General features: G+C 70.6%; 13 protein-coding genes. 7 read left to right on the top strand and 6 right to left on the bottom strand.

Annotation, left to right across the window (positions count from 1 at the left end):
* Window positions 1-15 precede the first annotated feature (15 nt).
* From P3L51_RS13770 to P3L51_RS13750, 5 genes are all read right to left on the bottom strand, one after another.
* A complete protein-coding gene (locus P3L51_RS13770; RefSeq protein ID WP_354605468.1) occupies window positions 16-1,077 on the bottom strand; it encodes an ABC transporter permease in 1,062 nt (353 codons plus the stop codon).
* Window positions 1,074-2,036: an ABC transporter permease gene (locus P3L51_RS13765; protein ID WP_354605467.1), complete on the bottom strand. Its 963-nt coding sequence runs from the start codon at window positions 2,034-2,036 to the stop codon at window positions 1,074-1,076. The genes P3L51_RS13770 and P3L51_RS13765 overlap by 4 nt, the downstream gene beginning before the upstream one ends.
* Window positions 2,029-3,690, bottom strand: a complete 1,662-nt coding sequence (locus tag P3L51_RS13760) for a sugar ABC transporter ATP-binding protein (RefSeq protein WP_354605466.1) — start codon at window positions 3,688-3,690, stop codon at window positions 2,029-2,031. Before P3L51_RS13760 ends, P3L51_RS13765 begins: the two co-directional genes overlap by 8 nt.
* A gap of 1 nt (window position 3,691) precedes the next feature.
* Window positions 3,692-4,780: an ABC transporter substrate-binding protein gene (locus P3L51_RS13755; protein ID WP_354605465.1), complete on the bottom strand. Its 1,089-nt coding sequence runs from the start codon at window positions 4,778-4,780 to the stop codon at window positions 3,692-3,694.
* Window positions 4,781-4,953: 173 nt separating this feature from the next.
* Complete coding sequence (locus P3L51_RS13750) at window positions 4,954-5,988, bottom strand: LacI family DNA-binding transcriptional regulator (RefSeq protein WP_354605464.1); 1,035 nt, start codon at window positions 5,986-5,988, stop codon at window positions 4,954-4,956.
* A 119-nt stretch (window positions 5,989-6,107) separates the two neighbouring features.
* Between P3L51_RS13750 and P3L51_RS13745 the strand changes: the two genes are divergently transcribed.
* The 3 genes from P3L51_RS13745 (at window position 6,108) to P3L51_RS13735 (ending at window position 10,637) form a co-directional block, all read left to right on the top strand.
* The gene (locus P3L51_RS13745; protein WP_435594443.1) at window positions 6,108-8,804 is read left to right on the top strand and encodes a PA14 domain-containing protein; all 2,697 of its coding nucleotides are present in this window, start codon (window positions 6,108-6,110) and stop codon (window positions 8,802-8,804) included.
* Window positions 8,805-8,973: 169 nt separating this feature from the next.
* A complete protein-coding gene (locus P3L51_RS13740; RefSeq protein WP_354605462.1) occupies window positions 8,974-9,894 on the top strand; it encodes an NADP-dependent oxidoreductase in 921 nt (306 codons plus the stop codon).
* On the top strand, window positions 9,891-10,637 hold the full coding sequence (locus P3L51_RS13735; protein WP_354605461.1) for a GNAT family N-acetyltransferase: 747 nt from the start codon (window positions 9,891-9,893) through the stop codon (window positions 10,635-10,637). The genes P3L51_RS13740 and P3L51_RS13735 overlap by 4 nt, the downstream gene beginning before the upstream one ends.
* 104 nt (window positions 10,638-10,741) lie before the next feature.
* On the opposite strand, the gene P3L51_RS13730 is transcribed toward P3L51_RS13735, so the two are convergent.
* Window positions 10,742-11,266: an SPW repeat protein gene (locus P3L51_RS13730; RefSeq protein ID WP_354605460.1), complete on the bottom strand. Its 525-nt coding sequence runs from the start codon at window positions 11,264-11,266 to the stop codon at window positions 10,742-10,744.
* A 226-nt stretch (window positions 11,267-11,492) separates the two neighbouring features.
* Here P3L51_RS13730 and P3L51_RS13725 point away from each other — a divergent pair, with 226 nt between their 5' ends.
* The 4 genes from P3L51_RS13725 to P3L51_RS13710 form a co-directional block, all read left to right on the top strand.
* Complete coding sequence (locus tag P3L51_RS13725) at window positions 11,493-12,974, top strand: SDR family NAD(P)-dependent oxidoreductase (RefSeq protein WP_354605459.1); 1,482 nt, start codon at window positions 11,493-11,495, stop codon at window positions 12,972-12,974.
* 313 nt (window positions 12,975-13,287) lie between these two features.
* Window positions 13,288-13,461: a hypothetical protein gene (locus P3L51_RS13720; RefSeq protein WP_354605458.1), complete on the top strand. Its 174-nt coding sequence runs from the start codon at window positions 13,288-13,290 to the stop codon at window positions 13,459-13,461.
* 374 nt (window positions 13,462-13,835) lie between these two features.
* A complete protein-coding gene (locus tag P3L51_RS13715; RefSeq protein ID WP_354605457.1) occupies window positions 13,836-15,083 on the top strand; it encodes a DUF6777 domain-containing protein in 1,248 nt (415 codons plus the stop codon).
* 78 nt (window positions 15,084-15,161) lie between these two features.
* Window positions 15,162-17,102 (top strand): SpoIIE family protein phosphatase (locus P3L51_RS13710; RefSeq protein ID WP_354605456.1); only part of this gene is annotated, 1,941 nt, incomplete at its 3' end.

Here is a 17,102-nt window from a genome sequence, read left to right as displayed (position 1 = left end):
GGGCACCGCGGCCCCTCACATCATCCGGCGCCGCCTGCCCAGCCAGGTCTGGGCGATCACCACGACCGCCAGGAAGGCGCCGCTGACGACCTGTTGGTACGCCGAGTCGAGCGAGCCGATCTGGTTGATGACGTTCTGGATGACCTTCAGCAGGAGCACGCCCACCAGTGAGCCGCTGATGAACCCGAAGCCACCGGTCAGCAGTGTTCCGCCGATGACGACGGCCGAAATCGCCTCCAGCTCCATGCCGGTGCCCAGGATCGTGACGCCCGAGACCAGCCAGGCCGCGTTCAGCGCCCCGGCCAGCCCGGCGCAGAGGCCGGAGAGGGTGTAGACGGCGATCTTCGTACGGGCCACGGGCGCGCCCATCAGCGCCGCCGCGTCCTCGTTGCCGCCGACCGCGTACACGTACTGGCCGAACCGGCTGCGCCGCAGCATCACGGCGCCCACGACGAAGAGTGCCACGGTGATCCACACCGGCACCCCGATGCCCAGCAGCTTCTCCTGGCCGAGGCTCGCGAAGAAGGACTTCTCGTCCACGAGATAGGTGTTGGAGCCCTCGTCGGTGATGGCCAGCAGGATGCCGCGGGCGGCGAGCATCGCCGCGAGGGTGACGATGAACGGCGCGAGCCGTGCCTTCGCGATCAGCAGTCCGTTGACCAGACCGATCAGTCCGCAGACGGCGAGCGGCAGGAGCAGCGCGACGAGCGTGCCGTACTGCGAACCCCACGCGCCGAGCACCCCGCCCAGGGCGAAGAGCGAACCGACGGACAGATCGATCCCGCCGGTGATGATCACGAAGGTCATTCCGAGGGCGACGATCGCCAGGAACGCCGACGAGACCGCCATGTTCTCCATGTTGTCGCCGGTGAGGAACGTGTCGAAGCCGATCGACGCGCCGACGGCGACGAGCAGCAGCGTGACGAGCGCGCCGTGCTGCTGGGCGAGCGCGCTGAGCCGTTCGGCCCGGCTCGCGCCGAGCGGTGCCTCGGCGGTGTCCTTGCCGGAGGCCCCCTTGCCGGGGGAGGGGCCGCTGCCCGTGGCGCGGGCCGGACGCTCCGTGTGGGTGTGGGTCATCGCTTTCCCCGTTCGCGTGCCGCGTAGACCGCCAGCACGATCACGACGGCCTGGGCGATCTGCGTCCAGGAGGGTGGCAGATCGTGCTTGATGAGCGTCGCCGTCAGCAGCTGGATCAGTACGGCGCCGGCCACCGTGCCGCCGATACGGATCCGGCCGCCGCTGAGCGGGGTGCCGCCGACGACCACCGCGGTGATCGCCGACAGTTCCATCAGCGTGCCGAGCGAGGTCGGGTCGCTGGCCTGGAGCCGCGCGGTGGCGAGCACGCCCGCTATCGCGGCGAGCACACCGGCGATGACATAGACGAGGATCAGCACGCGGCGCACCGGCAGCCCGGCGAGCTGCGCGGCGGGCCGGCTGTCGCCGATCGCCAGGAGCTGCCGGCCGAACGTCGTCCGCTTCACGGTGAATCCGACGGCGAGCGCCAGGGCGGCGGCGATCAGTACGAGATACGGGACACCGAACAGGTCGCCCGAGCCGAGCGAGGACATACCGGGGTCGCGTACGTCCTTGAGCTGCGGCAGCAGCACGAGGGCGATGCCACGTCCCGCGACCATCAACGCCAGTGTGGCGACGATGGGCTGTACGCCGATGAACGCGATGAGCGACCCGTTGGCGAGGCCGATGACGGCGCCGCCCAGCATCGCGACGATCAGCGCGATCCATGGCCCGTAGCCGAGATACAGCGACAGCAGGGAGGTCGACAGGGCCATCACGGCCCCGACCGACAGGTCGACGCCCTCGCTGCCGATCGCGAGCGCCATGCCCAGCGCGACGATCAGCACCGGCGCCACCTGGACGGCCTGGGTACGGAAGTTCTCCGTGGACAGGAAGTGCGGCGTGAGCGCGATGTTGACGAGCAGCAGGACGGCGACGCCCGCGTACACCCCGTAGTCCTGGAGCAGACGCAGCAGCCGCGCGCGGTCGACGGGGGCGCCCTTCAGGGCGAGTTCAGTCATGGTCCCTCTCCCCTCCTGAGGAGGTCGTGTCGACAGGGACGGGGGCGGGGTCCGGCGCCGAAGGCGCGGCGGGGACGGGGTCCGGCGCCGCGGGCGACACCGGTGCCACGATCGCCGCCGCGTCCGGAGCGACCGTCTTGAGCGCCGCGTCCGACTCCGGCGCCGCCGCGATGGCGTGCAGCAGCCGGTCCTCGGTGACGTCGTCCCCGGTCAACTCCGCGATCACGGCGCCGTCCTTGAGGACCACCACCCGGTCCGAGCCCTCGATCAGCTCCTCCATGTCGGAGGAGATCAGCAGCACCCCGAGCCCCTCGTCGGCGAGTTCGTCGATGAGGCCCTGTACCTCGGCCTTGGCGCCGACGTCGATGCCACGGGTCGGTTCGTCCAGCAGCAGTACCTTCGGCTGCATCGCCAGCCAGCGGGCCAGCAGCACCTTCTGCTGGTTGCCGCCGGACAGTTCACCGACCTTCTGGTGCGGCCCGGACGCCTTGATCCGCAGCCGCTTCATGAAGGTGTCCACGATCTTGTCGACCTTCGCGTCGTCCACCAGCCCGAACCGGGAGAGGCTCGGCAGCGCGGCCAGCGCGATGTTCTCCCGGACCGAGAGACCGGGGACGATGCCCTCGGCCTTGCGGTCCTCGGGCAGCAGGCTGATCCCGGCCCGGATGGCGGCGGGCGTGGAGCCCGTACGTACGGCGGAGCCCGCCACCACCACCTTCCCCGAGTCCGGCGGCAGCGCGCCCGCGATGGCCTTGGCCGTCTCGCTGCGGCCCGAACCGAGCAGCCCGCCGAGACCCACGACCTCACCGGGCCGCACCTCGACCGAGACCCGGTGCAGCGTGTGACGTACCGTCAGATCCTGTGCGCTGAGCACCGGTTCACGGCCCGCGTGGTGGTCCCCGGTGAACTTGGTGACCCCCTCGCCGCTCACCTCGCTCATCTCACGGCCGAGCATCAGCGACACCAGCCGCAGCCGGTCCAGCTCCGCGATCGGCCCGGTGTGCACGAGCTTGCCGTCGCGCAGCACCGTGACCTTGTCGCAGACCTCGTACAGCTCGTCCAGCCGGTGGCTCACGTACACCACCGCGATGTCGCGCTCCTTGAGCATCCTGATCACGCCGAACAAGGTGCGTACCTCGCGCGGTTCGAGCGACGACGTCGGCTCGTCCATGATGACCACCCGCGCGTCGACGGAGACCGCCCTGGCGAGCGCCACCATCTGCTGCGCGCCGACGCCCAGCGTCCGCAGCGGACGCTTGACGTCGACCCGCAGCCCCAGCGAGCGCAGCGCCTCGTCGGCCTCGCCGTGCATCCGGCGGAAGTCGATCAGCCCCAGCCTGTTCCGGGGCTCGCGCCCCAGGAACAGATTGCGCGCCACGCTCATCAGCGGGACGAGGTTGACCTCCTGGTAGATCGTGGAGATCCCGGCGTGCTGCGCCTCCAGCGGAGTCTGGAAGCGCACCGGACGCCCGTCGTGGACGATCTCGCCCGCGTCGGGCTGGTACACACCGGTGAGCACCTTGATGAGGGTGGACTTCCCGGCACCGTTCTCGCCGATGAGCGCGTGCACCTCGCCCGGCAGTGCGGCGAAGTCCACGCCGTCGAGCGCGCGTGCGCCCGGGAACGTCTTGGTCAGACCGGTGACCGACAGCACGTCAGAAAGCCTTGCCCAGATCGGCCTTGGCGTTGTCCGGGGTGTAGGCGCCGTCCTGGATGACGATGTCCTGCGCGACCTTCTCGCCCTTGGTGAAGGCGTCGAGGGTCTGGAAGGCGAGCGGCCCGAAGCGCGGGTTGGACTCCACGACGCCGGAGATCCAGCCGTCGACGATGCCCTGGACGGCGTTACGCGTGCCGTCGACCGTCACGATCTTGACGGCGCCGGCCTTCTTGCCCGCGCCCTTCAGGGCGTTGACGGCGCCGAGGCCCATCTCGTCGTTCTCGGCGTAGATCCCCTTGATGCCGGGGTTCGACTGGATGAGCTGCTCGGTGACCTGCTGGCCCTTCTCGCGGGCGAACTCACCGGTCTGCTCGAACACCACCTTCAGATCGGGGGCCTTGGCCTTGATCTGGTCCTTGAAGCCCTTGGTGCGCTCGGTGGTGACGTTGTTGCCCGCGGCGCCGAGCAGGATCGCGACCTCGCCCTTGCCGCCGGTCGCCTCGATCATCTGGTCGGCCGCGCGCTTGCCCTGCTCGATGAAGTCCGAGCCGATGAAGGACACGTAGTCCTTGCAGGCGGTGGCGTTGATCTTGCGGTCGATGGTGACGATCGGGATCTTCTTCGCCGCGGCGCTGCGCAGCACCGGGCCCCAGCCGTCGGAGTTGAGGGGCGCGATCACCAGCAGGTCGGCGCCCTTGGCTATCAGGTCCTGGACGTCGCTGATCTGCTTGGAGAACTGGGTCTGGGCGTTGGCGGACAGGAGCTTGATCCCGCGCTCCTGGGCCTCGGCCTTGATGGAAGCGGTCTCCGCGATCCGGAAGGGGTTGGCCTCCTTCTCGGACTGGGAGAAGCCGACGGTGGCGGTCTTGAGGTCGACCTTCTCACCGCCGAACTGCGTGATGTCACAGGTCTTGTCGTCCGCGCCGGGCGTGGCGACGACCTGGCCGCTGTCCTTCTCGCCGGCCGATGAGCCCTTGTCGGAGTTGTCGTCCTCGGACTTGGCGCAGCCGCTGAGCGCGAGCGCGCCGACGAGACTCGCCGCGAGGACGGTAGTGGTGGTGGTACGGCGGACGGCGGAAAGCTTCATGGGAATCCCCATCTCGGCGCGGCCCCGGCGACCGGGACGCTCGCGGGAGGTCGGCTCGTACGGACTGCTGGAGTGTTTGTGGTGAGTCGTTCGGAACGGTTTTTACATCGTTGTACGGAGGCTGTAAAGCCTTCGCGCGATAACGGCTGTACGTGTGGGTGCCGGTGGCGGTCTCAGTCGCGGTCCCGGCGGTGGCCGAGTGTGCTCTCCCGCTCCACCAGCCGGAAATCGGCGCGGAGTTCGCGTGAGCCGTTGCCGACGGGGTCTCCGGTGCCCAGCAGCCGGTTGACGACGGAGCGCACGGCGAGCCGGGCGATGGTCTGTTTGTCCGGCGAGATGGTGGTGAGGGTCACAGCTCCGTAACGGCCCTCAGTGATGTCGTCGAAGCCGACGACCGCGACGTCCTCGGGGACCCGCAGCCCCCGCTCGGACAGCACCCGCATCGCCCCGATGGCGATCAGGTCGTTGTAGGCGAAGACCGCGTCGGGCGTCACGCCCGAGTCGAGCAGCTGATTCATCGCGTCGGCGCCGTTGGCGTGGTCCCAGCCGCCCGTCGGGGCGATCAGGGAGTCCGGCGCCGGCAGTCCCGCCGCCTTCAGCTCGGCGCGCCAGCCGCGCAGTCGCAGATGTGACGGCTCGTTGACCCGGTCGGTCCTGGCGCCCAGGAACGCGATCGTCGACCGGCCGAGACCGAGCAGGTGCCGTACCGCCATCCGGGCGGCGGCCACGTTGTCGATCGCGATGTGGTCGTACGGCAGGTCGTACTCCCGCTCGCCGAGCAGCACCAGCGGCGCGTCCTGGTCCCGGCCGAGCAGGTCCTCGGTCTCCAGCTCGATCGGGCTCAGGATCAGCCCGTCGATCACCCGTGCCCGGAAGCCCTGACTGACCAGGACCTCCTGCTCACGGCGGCCGCCTGTGTGGTCGAGCAGCACCGTGTACTCGTGCTCCGCCGCCACGTCGATGACCGAACCGGCCAGCTCGGCGAAGTACGGGTTGCCCAGCTCCGGCACCGCCAGCGCGATGATCCCGGTGCGCCCCTTGCGCAGATGCCGGGCCGTGAGATTCGGCCGGTAGCCCAGCTCGTCGATGGCGAGCTGGACCCGGGCCCGCATCGCCGGGGTGACATGCCGGTAGTTGTTCACCACATTCGAAACGGTCTTGATGGAGACGCCCGCGCGCTCCGCGACGTCCTTGAGGCTGACGGTCACCGTATTTCCCCTCCGAGGTCGGCCCGAAGGTCGCCCCTGCCCAATCTGTACAACGTTATATACGTTGCGGGACGGGGCTTTGTCATGGCCCTGGACAGCAAGTGGAACGGCATGTTGTCATGCCAACTGCCGTTCCTTCCAACGTTGTACAGACTGTCGCAACGAGCCGCCACCCTCAGTTCCAAGGAGGATTTGTGCGCATCCGAAGAAATCTCGCGCTTCTGCTCGCCGCCGTCCTGGGCGTCGCCGGACTCACGGCGGTCCCGTCGGCATCGGCCGCGAACGACCCGGTCGTGCCCCATGGACTCAAGGGCGAGTACTACTCCTCGTCCGCGCCCGGCGCCTTCGACTTCCACGAGCTGAAGGCCACCGGATTCGACCCCCAGATCGACTTCGACAGCCTCGAATCCCGACTCGCCACGGCCACCGGCAGCGCCGACCACGCCACCGTCCGCTGGACCGGGAAGATCGTCCCTGAACAGAGCGGCCCGCACACCTTCTCGATGATCGGCGACAACGGCTTCCGGCTGTGGGTCGACGGCGAGATCGTCATCGACCACTGGGTCGACGACTGGGAGAGGGAGCAGACCGCCGACCCGGTCGAGCTCACCGGAGGCAAGGCGTACGACATCAAGGTCGAGTTCTTCGAGAACGTCGGAGGCTCGAACCTCCATCTGCGGTGGACCGAACCCGGTGGCGCGAAAGAGCCGGTGCCCACCTCGGCGTTCCGCCTGCCCGACGGTTACGCGTACGACGGTCCCATCGCCACCACCGTGCTCGCCGACGGCCGCACGCTGCGGATGGAGTTCGCACAGGAGCTCGCCGCGATCCCGGCCGGTCTCGCCGGCCACCTCGACGCGATCATCGGCGGCGCCCAGTGGCCGATGACCTCGGTCAAGAGGGACCCCGCCAACGCCCGCAGCCTGCTCGTCGGCCTCAAGGAACCCGTGGTCGGCAAGGGCGGCTCCGCCGACATCCGTTACGACGGCCGGGGCGGCCTCGCCTCCCGGGACGCCGACCCCGTCGGTGAGTTCTGGAGCAGCGGACCGAACAAGTCCGAGTACCAGCTCTCCACCCCCTGGGCCAAGGACGTCGGCCCCGACAACGCGCTGCCCGAGTACCCCCGTCCGCAGATGACCCGCGACGCGTGGCGCAATCTCAACGGCGAGTGGCAGTTCGCCGCCGCCGAGCAGGGCGAGCGCCCGCCGGTGGGCAAGAAGCTGGACGAGAAGATCCTCGTCCCGTACCCCGTCGAGTCACAGCTCTCCGGACTCGAACGGCACGAGGACCGGATGTGGTACCGCCGTACCTTCACCGTGCCCAAGAGCTGGGACATCGGCGACGGCCGTAAGGGCGACCACGGCAAGGCGGCCAAGCGCCTCAAGCTGAACTTCGACGCCGTCGACTGGCAGTCCACCGTCTACGTCAACGGCAAGAAGGTCACCGAACACAAGGGCGGCTACGACCGGTTCTCCGTCGACATCACCGACGCGCTCAAGCCCGGCCGTACGCAGGAACTGATCGTCGGCGTGTACGACCCGACCGACGCTCCGGGTGGCGAGAACCCGCCCATGGGCAAGCAGCGCCTCGATCCGAGCGGCATTTTCTACACCTCCTCGTCCGGTATCTGGCAGACGGTCTGGATGGAGCCGGTCGCCACCGACCACGCGGACTCGCTGAAGCTCACCCCGGACATCACGGGCGAGAAGCTGGCGGTCGAGGTGCGCGGCGTGCGCGACGGGGTGCCGGTGACGGCCACCGCGTACGAGGGCAAGCGCAAGGTGGGCACGGTCAGGGGCCGTACGGGAGCGCCGCTCAGCGTGCCCGTGCCCGACCCGCGCCTGTGGTCACCGGAGGATCCGTACCTGTACAAGCTCGACGTCAGAATCGGCGGTGAGAAGTCCGGCGACCGGGTCGACAGCTACTTCGGTATGCGCTCCATCGCCGTCGAGAAGGTCGACGGAGTGCCGCGCACCGTGCTCAACGGCAAGCCCGTCTTCCTGATGGCCACGCTCGACCAGGGCTTCTGGCCGGACGGACTGCACACCGCGCCGACCGACGAAGCGCTCGTGTTCGACCTCAAGAAGCACAAGGACCTCGGCTACAACTCGGTGCGCAAGCACATCAAGGTGGAGCCGGACCGGTGGTTCTACTGGGCGGACAAGCTGGGGCTTCTCGTCTGGCAGGACATGCCGTCGATGCCGAAGTCCCCGGCCGCCCCCGCCGCGGCCCAGTTCGAGCACGAGATGAAGGAGATGATCGACCAGCACGCCAGCAGCCCCTCGGTGATCATGTGGGTCCCCTTCAACGAAGGCTGGGGCCAGTACGACCAGGCGCGGATCGCCGACCAGGCCAAGGGCTGGGACCCGACCCGACTCGTCAACAACATGAGCGGCGTCAACTGCTGCGGGGCCGTCGACGGCAAGAACGGCGACATCGCCGACGCGCACGGCTATCCCACGCCCCTGCTGCCCGCGCCGGACGGGAAACGGGCGCTGGTCAGCGGCGAGTACGGCGGCCTCGGGCTCGCCGTACCCGGCCACGCCTGGCCGGTCCAGCACACCTATGTGGGCGTCGACCAGGAGAAGTACACGGACGAGTACCTGGGCCAGCTCGACAACGTACGCGACCTCGCCTGCCGGGGGAGCAACGGAGCCGTCTACACCCAGATCACCGATGTGGAAGGTGAACTCAACGGGCTGCTCACCTACGACCGCAAGGTCATGAAGCCCGACGTCAAGCGGCTCAAGGCGGCACACGACGCCCTGATCCGCGACGCGTCCGACCCGGCCTCGATGGAGTGCGGGAACTCCTGAACCGGACCCGTTCCCGGGCGCCGGGCCTTTGCCCGGCGCCCGGGGGCGGCGGTATGAACAGTGCGTCACACCGGGAATAAGCAGGTCGGAACCCGGGCTTGACACTGCTGCCGTCCCAGGACAGGCCCTGGTCCGGCCACCGACGTCAGCAGTCAGAGCGAGGGATCACATGCCCAAGGCGTACGTCTACACCCGGTTCGGCGGCCCGGAGGGCGAAGCCTTCGTCGACCTGCCCAGGCCGGCCCCCGGCCCCGGCGAACTCCTCGTCGCCGTCCGGGCGGCGGGCGTCAACCCCGTCGACTGGAAGCTGCGCACCGGCTACACCCGGCCGGGCTCGACCCCGAAGCCGCTGCCCACCGTGTTCGGCAGCGAGGCGTCGGGCGTGGTCGAGCAGGTCGGCGAGGGCGTGCGTGGATTCGCCGTGGGGGACGCCGTGTTCGGCTCCACCCTCACCGGCGGATACGCCGAGTACACCCTGCTGCCCGCCGCCGTCACCGCCCACAAGCCGGACGCCGTGTCGTTCGCGGACGCGGCGGCCCTGCCCGTCGCCGGGGCGACCGCGTACGACGGAATCCAGCAACTGGCCCTGCCCGCCGGGTCGACGCTGCTGATCACCGGCGCCGGAGGCGGCGTGGGCGTGGCCGCGACACAGATCGCGACGGCCGTCGGCCTCCGCGTGATCGGTACGGCGAGTGCGGGCAAGAAGGACTTCGTGGAATCGCTGGGCGCGGTCCATGTCCCGCCGGGCCCCGGACTCCAGGAGCGGGTGCGCGCCGCCGCCCCCGAGGGCGTCGACGCGGTCTTCGACCTCGTCGGCGGCGCGGACCTGGAGGCCGTCGCCGGGCTGGTCCCGGACCTGACGAAGCTGATCAGCGCCGGGGCCAAGCCGCGTGTGGTGGAGCTGGGCGGCGCCGCGGTCGTACGGCTGCGCACGGCCGCCGTCCTCGACCAGGTGGCCGCGCTGGTGGTGTCCGGCACCCTGCGGCCGTATGTGACGCGTACGTTCCCGCTGGCCGAGGCGGCGCGGGCGCTGCGCACCGTCGAGGACGGGCACGCGCTCGGCAAGATCGTGATCGAGGTCGCCTCGTGAGCGCCGCCGGGCCGGTCCCCTCGCCCGGCGGCCCGACGTACCACCCGCTCGACAATCCCGTACTGGCCGGACTGACCGGCCCGCACGCCCACTTCGCCGAGCGGCGCGGCCGGGTGCTCGGCTACCGGGCCGAGGTGTCGACCTGGCTCGCCCTGCCCGACGAGCCGGACGCGCGGGACTGGGCGGACGCCGCGCCTCTGGTCGGAGTCGACGGGACGGCCACGCTCGCCGGGGCGAGCGTGCTGCCACCGGACGGCTGGGAGGTCACCTTCCAGGTGGACGGCGTCCAGCTCGTCGACGAGTCGGTCGACGCGGTTCACGACGAGGAGGCGGTGGTGCTCGGCGCCGCCGACGTGCCGGAGATGCTGGACCTGGTGGACCGCACCAGGCCGGGGCCCTTCCGGCCGCGCACCATCGAGCTGGGTACGTATCTGGGCATCCGACGCGGCGGTGAGCTGGTGGCGATGGCGGGGGAGCGGATGCACCCGCCGGGCTGGACGGAGATCAGCGCGGTCTGTACGGCGCCGGACTTCCGCGGCCAGGGGCTGGGCGCCCGGCTCGTCCTGGCGGTGGCCGCCGGGATCAAGGAGCGCGGCGAGACCCCGTTCCTCCAGGCGGCCGGGGACAACGAGAACGCCATCCGGCTCTACGAGGCGCTGGGCTTCCGGCTCCGCCGCCGTATGCCGTTCCTCGGGATCCGCGTCCCGGAGCCGTCGCGCGTCCCGGCGACGGCCGCCGGCTGAGCCGTACCCGGTCGAGCCGTACCGAGTCGCGTCGAGCCGAGTCGCGTCGAGCCGTACCGATCGGCCGGGCGGACGGGTCCGCACACGTCGGTGGGGTGACCCGGCTACGTCCGTACCGGCTCATTCATCTGGCCCGACCGGACCGCCCGGCTGCGCTTGCGGCCCGCCATCAGTGCCGCGCCGGCGCAGATCAGGCCCAGCAGGGCGACGAGTCCACCGGCGATCACATTGCTCAGGAACACACCGCGGTCCGGGCTGGAACCGACGACCCATGGTGCCGCGATCATCCAGGCGCCCATCAGGCAGAGGGCCCAGCTGAAGCCGTACGTCCGGGTCGGTGTGGCGGAGAATACGAGGGCCAGCACAGCGATCGCGATTCCCATGACCACGTTGTGGACCACGAGACCCGGCTGGTTGGTCGTGTAGTGAAGGATCCACGGTGAGAGGGCGATGAACAGGCCGGCGAGAAAGATCGGGCCGTCCAGCAGCGCCACATCACGTCCACCGAGCACGCGGGCGTACCTGGCCCGCATCTCTGGTACGTCAGGGTGAGCGCCTATGTCTCCCCTGGTGTCGGATACACCGGGGCGAGAACCTACATCTCCCCTGGTGTGTGAAACATCGGCCATGAGTCTCGACTCCTTCGGTCTGAGAGGTGCGACCGTGCTGCACCGGATCGAGCGGTACACGACCATTCTGCCCCCTTATTCACCTTTATGTGTAGTTGAGCGTGAACAAATTGCCCGGTACCTCATGGCAAACTGTTCGAGGCCGCTCGGCCGGACGGCCGTATCCGTGCGGGGCTTGACGGGCCCCGGACGGGTGAGTGACGAGGGATAGGGAACGGCACCGGCGATGACGTTGACAGATGACGCGACCACATTCGGCGAGAGCGCACCGGATGCCGCCCACGGCCCCGGAATCGACCCCGAGCGCATGGCCGTCTGCCTGGCCGTGCTCGACGAGCTGGACAAGCTCGACGTCGACCACCCCGACGCCGTCGCCGTACGCCGCGCCACCGCCGGGATCTACCGGACCGTCAAGCAGCGACGCCGCCAGGAGCGCCGGGCGGCGAAGACCGCCAACGACAAGGCGGTCACCGAGGCCACCGCCACCGGCTCCGCGGAGCGCATCGACGACGAGACGCAGGGCCTGCTGCCCTCGTCCTCGGTCGCCGGTGACATCGCCGGAATCCTCCAACGGCCGCGCTCCTGCTACATCTGCAAGTCCCGCTACGTCGAGGTCGACGCCTTCTACCACCAGCTCTGCCAGTCGTGCGCGGCCGAGAACCGGGCCCGCCGGGACGCGCGCACGGATCTCACCGGCAAGCGCGCCCTGCTGACCGGCGGCCGCGCCAAGATCGGCATGTACATCGCGCTGCGCCTGCTGCGCGACGGCGCGCACACCACCATCACCACCCGCTTTCCCAGCGACGCGATCCGCCGCTTCAAGGCGATGGAGGACAGCGCCGACTGGATCCACCGCCTCAAGATCGTCGGGATCGACCTGCGCGACCCGGCCCAGGTCGTCGCCCTCGCCGACTCCGTCTCCGCCGAGGGTCCGCTGGACATCCTCATCAACAACGCCGCGCAGACGGTACGCCGCTCCCCGGGGGCCTACAGCGAGCTGCTGGCGGCCGAGTCCGCGCCGCTGCCCGCAGGGGAACTCCCTTCCTCGCACGTCATCGGCGCGTTCGGCAGCGGTGCGCAGGCCGTTTTGCCCGCCGCCGGCGGGCAGGCGCTGAGCGCGTCGGACATCACCGGTCTGGCCCTGGTCGGCGGCTCGGCCACGCTCGCCCGTATCGAGGCGGGTACGGCGATCGACGCGGGCGGGCTCGTGCCCGATCTGCACGACACCAACAGCTGGATCCAGACGGTTTCCGACGTCGATCCCGTGGAGCTCCTCGAAGTCCAACTGTGCAACTCCACCGCGCCGTTCATCCTGATCAGCCGACTGCGCCCGGCGATGGCGGCAGCGGCGGCCGGGCGCACGTACGTCGTGAACGTGTCGGCGATGGAAGGTGTGTTCAGCCGCGGCTACAAGGGCGCCGGCCACCCGCACACGAACATGGCGAAGGCCGCGCTCAACATGCTGACCCGGACCAGCGCGCAGGAGATGTTCCAGTCCGACGGCATCCTGATGACCGCCGTCGACACCGGCTGGATCACCGACGAGCGCCCGCACCCGGACAAGATGCGCCTCGCCGACGAGGGCTTCCACGCCCCGCTCGACCTGATCGACGGCGCGGCGCGTGTCTACGACCCGATCGTGCGCGGCCAGGGCGGCGAGGATCTGTACGGCTGTTTCCTCAAGGACTACGCGCCGGCCAACTGGTAGAAACCGCCCGGACACCGCCAACTGGCAAAGGGCGGGCCGCCGTCCGGGTGCTGTCCGGAAGTGACCCCCTTCTCGGGCCCCATCGAGCGCGCCCGTGCTCATTTGGTTAATGTAAGGCGCACGGACGTCACCCAGGGACCCACGAAGGTTCCTCGGCCGTCCCGGGACAGGTCTGCAACCAGGCCGCCGCCCCGCCCGAAAACCGGCGCCACCGCGACCGAACCATCCCTGCCCCTGCCCCCAGTCGGCGGTCGGCGCCCGGACGAGTCCGGAGTCGGTGCGCCCGGGGTTACGCGACACAAAGGAGTGCGCGGTGACACCTGAGAAGGCTCAGCACGAGAACAGCCCGGCGGAACGAGGCGGTGAACGGAGCGGCGGTCCCCAGAAGCTCCGGAACATCGAGGTGTGGGCGAGATCCGCGCCGATCAGGCTGGCGGGCTACGAGGACGACCTCGCGGAGCCGCACATCCTGCAGGGAATCGACTAGGTCGTGTCTTCGAAGTCCCGCCTGGCCTGCGACGCCGCAGTGACATCAGCCGCTGCCGCGGCGGGCGGCACCTGGCCGCGTTGTCGGAGTCGGCCGAGTACGCCCGGTACGAGGCCGATCCTCCGTCTTGCGATGTACCGCACCAGCCGCCGCGGGCCCCGCCCTGCGGGCGGACGGCGCTACTTCGAAGACCCGACCTAGCACGCGCCCGAGAGCGTCAGCGGTCAAGTCGTCGAGCGCCGGACGGGCGGACAGCCCGTCCGGCGCTCGACGTAGCGGTGCGTCCCCCGTCCGCCGCCCCCGCTTGCGGGGCGGCCCGGTGTCCGGCAGATATGGAGTCACATTCCGGACAGGACGAACAGCTGGGAGACCCTGTGCGACGCCTACCCGTTCGCCGTCGGCACGCCGCGCTCGCCGTGCTGTCGGCCGGCATCCTGATCACGGCCGGCTGCGGCGAGGACGGTGTCGGAAAGGACGCACGGGCGGCGAGAGCGGCACAGGCGGCGGCCGCCATGAAGGTCACCCTCCAGCCCCTCGCCGCGCCGGGTCCCCACCCCTTCACCGAGTCGACCGCGGCGCCGATGCCGGACGCGGACCCCTCGCCGCCACCGTCGCCGCCGTCGCCGCCGTCGCCGAGCCGACCGGCCTCGTCCGGCGAACCGGACGGTCCGAGCGCCCCCACCACGAGCCCCCAGGCGCTGCGTTCCGTCTCCGGCGCCATCGCCGGGCTGTACGGCGGTACGAAATCGGCACCCAGCTGCGACGTCGACGCGCAGGTCCGCCTCCTGACCGCCGACCGCGCCAAGGCCACCGCCTTCGCCCGCGTCGTCGGCGTCGGCCCCACAGCCGTCCCGACATTCCTGCGCGGGCTCACTCCCGTCGTGCTGCGCGCCGACGTACGCGTCACGAACCACGGCTACAAAGGCGGCGCGGCCGCCGCCTTCCAGGCCGTACTCCAGAGCGGCACCGCCGTCCTCGTCGACGACCGCGGACTGCCCAGGGTCCGCTGCGCCTGCGGGAACCCGCTGCGCCCGGCCGTCGCGCTGCGCGCCGACGCGCCCCACCAGGGCACGCCGTGGAGCGGCTACCGGCCCGACCGGGTCGTCGTGGTCAACCGCGGCACCCAGGTCGTGAAGGCCCTGGTGATCGTCGACGCCGTCGACCACGCCTGGCTTGAGCGGAAGACCGGCACCGACGGTGACCAGGACAAGAAGCCCGAGGTGCCGCCCCCGTACCCCCCGGACACCGACATCATCGACCCGTCGCTGGAGCCGCCCGCGCCGGACGACGGCGGCTCGGACAGCCCGGACCCGGGCCGTTCCGATCCGGCCGTCCCGGATCCGGACGCGTCCGAGACCGCTCCCTCGCCCGACTGCCGCACGCCCGACGTCCCGGCGCCCGACGAGCAGTGGTCCGAGCCCATGGCGGACCCGCGCGACTGCGCGCCGTCGGAGGATCCCGACGGCGGCACCGACCCCGGCTACCCGGTGATGCCGATGTCCCCGGAGCGGCCGGGTTCCGACGGGCCGCTCGACGGCGACCCCGGCCCGCTGCCCGGCGACGGCTCCGTCCCCGCGGCGCCCGAGGGCGACCCGGCCGGGCCCGCCACCTTCCAGGGCTGATCCGCCCACACCTGGCGGCCGTCCTCCGCGTATGCCTGACCGGTCGAGATATCCGACAAATGATGACAGAGTGACGCCATGGTTGATCGGGAAGCGGGGCCCCCGTCGCTCCCCGACGACTGGCCCGCGAAGCCGGAACTGAGCTTGGCCCTCAACGGCATGGGCTGCTTCGACTGGGATCTCACCAGCGGTCTGCTCCACCTGGACCCGGTGGCACTGGAGATCTTCGATCTGCGCCACGACGAGTACGACGGCACGCGCGCCAAGATCATGGAGCGCCTGCCGCCCGGCGAGAGTGCCCGGCTCGACGCGGTCGTCGAGGAGGCGATCAGCGGCGGCAGCGAGGGTTACGGTGCCTACTTCCGCGTCCGGCGCGGTAACGGCACGCTGCGCTGGACCCACACGCAGGGCTCCGTCCGCCGCGACGGGAAAGGCCGTCCGCGCCGTCTCATCGGCATCATCCGCGACGCGACCCAGGAACTCGCCGACTCGATGGCGCGGCTCGAACTCGACGAGGAGCGCCGGCGCCGGACCACGGTCGTCGAGGGCGCGACGGCCGCCCTCGCGCACGCCAGAACGGTCCAGGACGTCATCGACGTGCTCAAGGAGTCCGACGGCCTCGAACACCTCGGCGCCACCAGCATGGTCATGGGCCTCCTCGACTCGGGGCGTATCCATCTGGTCGCCGAGGGGCCCGCGGGCTCCTTCGTACCGGGGACGCGCGTCACACGGGTGGACGAGGAGTACCCGATGAGCGAGGTGATCCGTACGCTCGCCCCGCGGTTCATCGAGTCGGCGGACGACTTCGCCACTTCCTACTCGGGCCTCTGGCCCCACATCAGCCACCTCGGCATCACCTCCGCCGCCTATCTGCCCCTGGTCGCCCAGGGCCGCCCCATCGGCGCCGTCGGACTGCTCTACGGCGACAAGATCGGCTTCACCGCCGAGGACCGCAATCTGCTGGTCGCCCTCGGCAGCAGCATCGCGCAGAGCCTCCAGCGCGCCGTGCTCTTCGAGCAGGAGCACGATCTCGCCGAAGGGCTCCAGCAGGCGATGCTGCCGCGCCGGATCCCGGCCGTGGCCGGCGCGGAGATCGCCGTGCGCTACCGCTCGGCCCGGCTCGGCAGGGATGTCGGCGGTGACTGGTACGACGTCATCCCGCTGCCCGGCGGCCGGGTCGGAGCCGTCATCGGCGACGTACAGGGCCATGACACCGACGCCGCGGCCGTGATGGGACAGCTGCGGATCGTGCTGCGGGCGTACGCGGCCGAGGGCCACACCCCGGCCACGGTGATGGCGCGGGCCTCGGTCTTCCTGCACGAACTCGACACCGACCGCTTCGCGACCTGTGTCTACGCGGAGGTCGACCTGGCCACCGGCGTCGTCCGGATGGTCAGGGCCGGCCATGTCGACCCGATGATCCGGGACACCGACGGCAGTTGCCGCCGGCTGCCCGCCGATGGCGGGCTGCCGCTGGGGCTGTCGGCGGAGTTCGGCCGGCTCGAATACCCCGTGAACACCGTCGAGCTGGACCCCGGGCAGACGCTGGTCCTCTACACCGACGGACTGGTGGAGATGCCCGGCGCCGATCTGGACGAGGGCATGCAGCGACTGGCCGGCGTGATCGCGGGCGGCCCGCGCGACCTCCAGCAGCTGGCCGACCAGCTGTGCGCGGTGGTGGACGAGCGGGGCGGCGAGGACGACGTCGCCGTACTGCTGCTGCGCAGGCGGGGCGCGTACGCGGGCAGGACCGGCGGCCGGCTCCAGCAGCACGTGGGGCAGGACGAGCCCGAGGCGCTGTCGTCGGCACGTCACATGGTCCGGGCGGCGGTACGGGCGTGGGGCGCGGAGGACCGGTCGGACGACATCGAACTGGTGGCCGACGAGCTGATCACCAACGCGCTGACACACACCGACGGCGCCGCGATCGTGACCGCCCGGGTGCTGCCGGGCGTGGAGCGGCGGCTGCGGCTGGAGGTCGAGGACCGGTCGAGCGCGCTGCCCCGGATCCGGGAGGCG

It is taken from the genome of Streptomyces panacea (assembly GCF_040560175.1).
GTDB lineage: Bacteria > Actinomycetota > Actinomycetes > Streptomycetales > Streptomycetaceae > Streptomyces > Streptomyces panacea.
Note: the sequence above shows the minus strand (reverse complement) of the source record. Positions and strands in the feature narration are given on the sequence as shown.